Origin of the sequence: Botryobacter ruber (assembly GCF_003347595.2) — a bacterium.
GTDB lineage: Bacteria > Bacteroidota > Bacteroidia > Cytophagales > Hymenobacteraceae > Pontibacter > Pontibacter ruber_A.
On record NZ_QCZK02000062.1, the window covers coordinates 22,437 to 29,011 of the forward strand.

2 protein-coding genes are annotated in these 6,575 nt (G+C 48.9%); one reads left to right on the plus strand and one right to left on the minus strand.

From position 1 onward, the window contains the following. Positions 1 to 18: 18 nt before the first annotated feature. Complete coding sequence (locus DCW36_RS22395) at positions 19 to 3,042, minus strand: SusC/RagA family TonB-linked outer membrane protein (protein WP_114784520.1); 3,024 nt, start codon at positions 3,040 to 3,042, stop codon at positions 19 to 21. Between the two features lie 1,022 nt (positions 3,043 to 4,064). Here DCW36_RS22395 and bglX point away from each other — a divergent pair. Further along, positions 4,065 to 6,344 (plus strand): beta-glucosidase BglX, encoded by a 2,280-nt coding sequence (gene bglX / locus DCW36_RS22400; RefSeq protein ID WP_114784522.1) that lies wholly within the window; start codon positions 4,065 to 4,067, stop codon positions 6,342 to 6,344. Positions 6,345 to 6,575 lie beyond the last annotated feature (231 nt).

A 6,575-nucleotide genomic window follows, 5' to 3' on the forward strand; every position in this document is an offset into this window, starting at 1 on the left:
TATGATTTAATAATTGGATTAAAAGGTTGCACTGACACCAATGGAATAAGTAGCCGGCACTGGATATAAGCCATTATCAGCACCGCTTGCGATAGGGTTGCTTAAAGGCGCCTCCGGTGTGTAGCCTGAGGTTCTGCTGAAGGTGGCTACGTTCTGGCCACTTAGCGATAATCTTAATTTCTTAAGACCGATCTTAGACAGGTTTTCCATGGCGCCAAAGGTGTAGCCAATCTGGATGTTACGGAAGCGGAAGTAATCGCCGGGCTCCAGGAAATAGCTGCTGAACAGGAAGTTGTTACCGCGTGTGTTGTCCAGGATAGGCTCCACGTTGCTGGTACCTGGTCCTCTCCAGGCATTTAAGCGGTTAGCTTCGTAATTAAGCACGGCAAAGGTTGCATTGCGGCGCTCTACATAAATTTCGTTGCCGGCAACCCCCTGCACATCCACAGAGGCATCGAACCCTTTATAGCCCATTGTAAAGTTGCCGCCGAAATTCCATTTAGGGAATGGAGTACCTAAGAAGGTTCTGTCGGCAGGCGAGAGAATGCCGTCGCCGTTAACATCTTCAAATGCAATGTCGCCAGGAAGTGAGTTTGGAAAAGTCGCCACTCTGTCCATGTCCGCTGTTGTCTGGTAAATACCAGTTTGCCGGTACCCGTAGAAGTAGCCAATTGACTGACCGGTTTCGGTTAAGTTCACACCACCATTTCCAACAATCTGGAACTCCAGGTTAGGGCCAATGGACTCTACATTGTTCTTGTTATAGCTAAAGTTCGGCGAGAAACTGTAGTTGAAATCTCCGATCTGGTCGGTCCAGCCTAAGGCAACTTCTATACCCCGGTTACTGATATTTCCAAGGTTAGTGCGGAACTCATAATCACCTGCAGTACCTGGCAGGGTTACCCGGGTAAGTATATCTTTTGTTGTTCTGTCGTAGAGGGTAAACTCTGCACTCAGTTTACTGTCGATAGCTCTCAGATCCAATCCCAGGTCTATACCTCTTACAACTTCCCAGTGCAGGTTAGGATCCGGTACATAAGCAGGGCCAACAGAGGCATTTACGTTATTACCAAAAATTGCCCTGTTTGCGATAACCGCTCCTGGCTGGTAAAGATTTGCAGGGAAGCCCAATGCACTTCCTACTTCGCCCCATGCGCCACGAAGTTTTAAAAAGTCGAGGGCTGTTACACCTTCAAAGAAGCTTTCGTCGCTGACAACCCAGCCTAAACCAACACTTCCGAAATCCCCCCACCGGGTATCACTGCCAGGTGCGAATATGGAGCTACCATCTCTGCGGAAAGAGAGGTTAACTAAGTATTTGTTATTAAAGGCATAATTAATTCTTCCCAAAAAGGACATGAACGCGATCTCGCTACCTCCACCGCCTGTTGACATAGGCATAGATTCATCCACAATGCCCAGATACCAGAAATTAGGATCGCGGGGGATAACCAGTGTCGTATCTGTACGGCTTCCCGAAACGTTGGAAGTTGCCGTAAATAAAGTGGTAAAACCTGCTAATGCCGTTACACTATGCTTATCAGCAAAGGTCTTATTATACGTTAACGTATGATCCTGCTGAAACCTTCGGCCTTGTGATTGTGACTGGCTGACGCTGGTTCTGCTTAAAGGATTGAAGAAATCTTCGGTAGGGGCACCACCTTCGCCTAAGTTAATTACCGTAAATGGCAGTGGCGTGTAGCCACGGAAGGTGTTAAAACCTAAGCTTGTGTAAACCGTAGACCGTGCCGTAAAATTTTCCAGGAATTTCACTTCACCAAACAAACTTCCGACTACGCGATATCCCTGGTCTACTGTATTGCCCCTGGTCCTGTTGATGTTGGCGACAGGGTTACCCACCTGGGCCCTTTGGAAAGAAGGCATGCTGTAATAGCGATCACCTTCCTGCACAGGCACAATAGGTGCTGCCCACAACGCATTGTTCAGAATTCCACCTGCTATCCCCTGCTGCCTGAAGTGAAAACCTGTCAGATCGGCGCCTACTTTTATATTATCTGTAATCCTTATTTCCTGATTCAGGCGGGCAATATATTTTTTGTAGTTATCGTACTTGATCACCCCTTCCTGCTCGTTATAACCAATACTGACCAGGGTAGTAGTTTTTTCGCCACTGTTCGAAATACTCAGGTTGTTGTTTGTTATCAGGGCATTCTGAAAAATCAGATCCTGCCAATCGGTATTTGCATTGTAATTGGTATAATCAAACGGAGCTGCGTTCAGGTTAGCTAACTGCTCATTATATAACTGTCTGAAACCTGCGGCATCCACCACATCAATCTTTTTCTGCACCCGCTGCACCCCTACATTGCTCTGGAAGTTAACGCGTGTTTCGCCTTTGGCGGCTCTTTTGGTAGTTACAATAATAACACCATTACCACCCTGCAAACCGAAAATGGCAATAGACGAGGGGTCGCGCAGAACTTCGATACTCTCTATATCGCCTGGGTTCAGGTAATCGATGTTGTTCTGGAAAATACCATCCACTACATAAAGCGGATCTGTATTGTTGGTACTGTTCACACCCCGGATACGTACTGTTGGGCTGGCACCGGCCCGGCCACTGTTAACTACCGTTAAACCGGCTACTTTACCCTGCAGGGAAGAAACCGGGTTTACGTTTGGTTGCTGGGCAATCTCCTGTCCGCTTACAGAACTGATAGAACCTGTCAGGTCTCTTTTGCGCTGGGTACCATACCCCACAACCACTACCTGCTCCAGTTCACTGATAGCGCTGCCGAGTTGGGCATTAATCACGGCCCGGTTGTTTACAGGATGCTCCTGGTCCGAGTAGCCCACATAACTGATAACAAGTGTTGCATTTGGCGGTACATTCTGGAGTTCATAGTTTCCATCAATATCTGTAACTGTACCCTGGGTCGTGCCTTTTATCTGAACACCTGCTCCTATAAGAGGCTGCCCGTCCGAAGCATCCGTTACTTTACCGCGAACTGTTATATTCTCCTGCGCAAAGAGCACATGGAATGAAAACAGACACAGAACTAATAGTAGATAGTTTTTCATAACAATGGTCTTGTTTTAATTTGATTGAAGGAACAATAATCTGCTAAAAAATTTTCATCACAAAAATGTAGTCCACTACTTTACTACATCAATATCTGGTTCTGCAAGCCGGTGTAGCTAAATACCTGTAAACTAACAAGCATTTGTACGAAGCAGCCGCTTTTAGGTATCATTTTAGAAATAGAACAGCTAAAAAAAGTTGTTTCCGGGAGCCGCAACAAAAGGGCGATGAGAGGTAATGATGTAGTCAAAAAACTGCGAAAATGAGCTACAGAGAGGTAAAAACTGCTCATCTGCACAGCCAGGTGGTAAAATGTGAGGTACAATGCAGCCCAAAACACAACATAAAAACAGCTGTTTTCCTTAACAAATAATTAACAAACCGCACCTCTTGCTGCACTAGGGACAGGAGAAACAATGGTGGCAACGGCAGCAAAACCGGTTTGCCCTCCGCAAACAAAGTACTACTTTAAATTAAATAATTTATATATATACCTGTTGTTATGGAGGATAAATTCCAGCTCCCATAAGCTATAAACAAAGTGCGGGCTGCTTTCTTTTTTGATGCAGCAAACAACACCCTAGTACCTGCTTCGCTTTAACGGGCAGCCGGCTGCACTACATCATCAGCAGCAGACGACCACACAAACAGCAGCTGCCACCAAACCTACCGCACATCCCAATGCGCTTTCCCTGCACCTGTCCCTGCTGCTGTTTTACCGCTCTCAGGCAAGCTACCGGCCGGTTTGCTGCTGTAGCTTACGTTCTTCCACGGGTTCCGATGAACCTGACACCTCTACACCACTACACGCCTACGCTGCACAAGTACTTTCACCGGCTTATTTTTTACTACATCAGCTCTCAGCAAGCGCACCACAGCGCACGACCAAAGTCCGGTGTTCCCGTATTGAGTATATTTGCAAACAACTATTTGTTCGATACTGGTTTTGTTGCCAGGACTCTTCCGGCCTTTACCCGGCAATCACACCCCCTTCAACATTGCCAGACTAAACTTTACATAAATGAAAAAGCTAATTCTCGCACTTGCGGTCCTTGTATCGCTATCTGCCGCAGCGCAACGTTCGCAGGACAAAAAAAAGATGGATGCTTTCATCACTAACCTGATGAAAAAGATGACCATCGAAGAAAAAATCGGGCAGCTGAACCTGGTTACTCCTGGCGGTGGCATTGCTACGGGGGCTGTGGTGAGCAGTAACGTAGAAGCAAAAATCAAAGAGGGCAAAGTAGGCGGCCTGTTTGGCGTACACGGCCCTGAAAAGGTACGGCAGGCCCAGGATTTTGCCGTAAAGCAAACCCGCATGAAAATTCCGCTGCTCTTTGGCTCGGACGTTATCCATGGCTACAAAACAATTTTCCCGATTCCGCTGGGCTTGTCGGCCAGCTGGGATATGGCGCTGATCGAACGCTCGGCCCGCATTGCCGCCCTCGAATCTACGGCTAACGGGCTGAACTGGAACTTCTCGCCGATGGTGGACATTGCCCGCGACCCCCGCTGGGGACGTGTTGCCGAAGGAGCAGGCGAAGACCCGTACCTGGGCTCGCAGATTGCCAGAGCCATGGTGCGCGGCTACCAGGGCGACGATATGACCAAACCCACGACCATGATGGCCTGCGTGAAACACTTTATCTTATATGGCGCTGCAGAAGCCGGCCGCGACTACAACACCACCGACATGAGCCGCATAAAAATGTTTAACGAGTACCTGCCCCCTTACAAAGCAGCCATAGATGCCGGTGTGGGTAGTGTGATGAGTTCCTTTAACGACATTGATGCCGTTCCGGCAACCGGTAACAAATGGGTGCTGACGGACCTGCTGCGGGGGCGATGGGGCTTCGATGGCTTCGTGGTTTCGGACTACACCTCTGTAAACGAAATGATTGCACATGGTATGGGTGACCTGCAGGCAGTATCGGCACTGGCCCTGAAAGCCGGCCTGGACATGGATATGGTGGGCGAAGGTTTCCTGACGACGCTGCCAAAATCGCTGAAAGAAGGGAAGGTAACGGAAAAAGAAATTGACCAGTCCTGCCGCCGCATCCTGGAAGCAAAATACAAGCTGGGCCTCTTCGACGACCCGTACCGCTACATCGATACCTCCCGGCCAGCCAAAGAGATACTTACAGCTGATACCCGCAAAGCCGCACGCGAAATTGCAGCCCGTTCGTTTGTGCTGCTCAAAAACAACAACCAGGTACTGCCGCTCAAAAAGTCCGGCACCATTGCCTTGGTCGGGCCGCTGGCGAACAACAAAAACAACATGCTCGGTACCTGGGCCGTGTCTGGCGACCCACAGACGTCTATCCCTTTGCTGGAAGGCATGAAGAATGTGGCGGGCAACGGCGTGAATATCATTTATGCCAAAGGCGCCAACATCACAAACGATACGCTGCTGGCCAAAAAAGTGAATGTATTCGGTACACGCATCGATATTGACAAACGCTCACCGGAAGAAATGCTGAAAGAAGCCGTAGAAGCAGCCAGGAAAGCAGATGTAGTGGTTGCCGCAGTCGGCGAAGCCTCTGAAATGAGCGGCGAATCGTCGAGCCGCTCCGACATTACCCTGCCCGAAAGCCAGAAGAAACTGGTGCGGGCCCTGGTTCAGACCGGGAAGCCGGTGGTGCTCGTGATGATGAGTGGTCGCCCCCTGGCGCTGGAGGAAGAGAATGAGCTGACTACTGCTATGCTACAAACCTGGCATGCGGGCAGCGAAGCCGGAAATGCCATCGCCGATGTGCTGTTCGGCGACTACAATCCATCGGGCAAATTAACTGCGACTTTCCCCAGAAACGTGGGCCAGGTGCCTATTTACTACAGCCAGCGCACAACCGGCAGGCCTGCAACCAGCGAGGAATTTAAAAAATTCCAGTCCAATTACCTGGATGTGCCCAACTCGCCGCTGTTCCCGTTTGGCTATGGCTTAAGCTACACCACCTTCTCGTACGGCGATGTTAAGCTGAACAAAAACAGCATGAAACCCAACGAGGCCATCACCGCAACGGTAACTCTTACCAACACCGGCAAATACGATGGCGAGGAGGTAGTGCAGCTTTACATCCGCGATGTGGTGTGCAGCATTACCCGGCCTGTAAAAGAGCTGAAAGGTTTCCAGAAGGTGTTTTTAAAAGCCGGCGAGTCGAAGGAGGTTTCGTTTAAGATTACGGCCGAAGATCTGAAGTTTTATAACAGCGAACTGAATTATGTAGCGGAGCCCGGCGATTTTAAGGTGTTCATCGGCACCAGCAGCCAGGAGGTGAAGGAGGCGGACTTTAAGCTGCAGTAAGCTTTTATCTCTGGCGCGAACGTCTTCGTTTGTGTCTGTTATACCAGATAGTGTTTACTCTGTTCCACAAAATAATCCCCTCTTTGTCATCCCTTTAGGGATCTCATACCTTTACTACAAGCGTATACAGTACAAGTTTTATATACTTTTAAAAGACAGATGCAGGAAGGTAACTATAGGGAATCTACATACACTTGGTGATATGGACCACAAGGAATCTCCTTCCTGTAT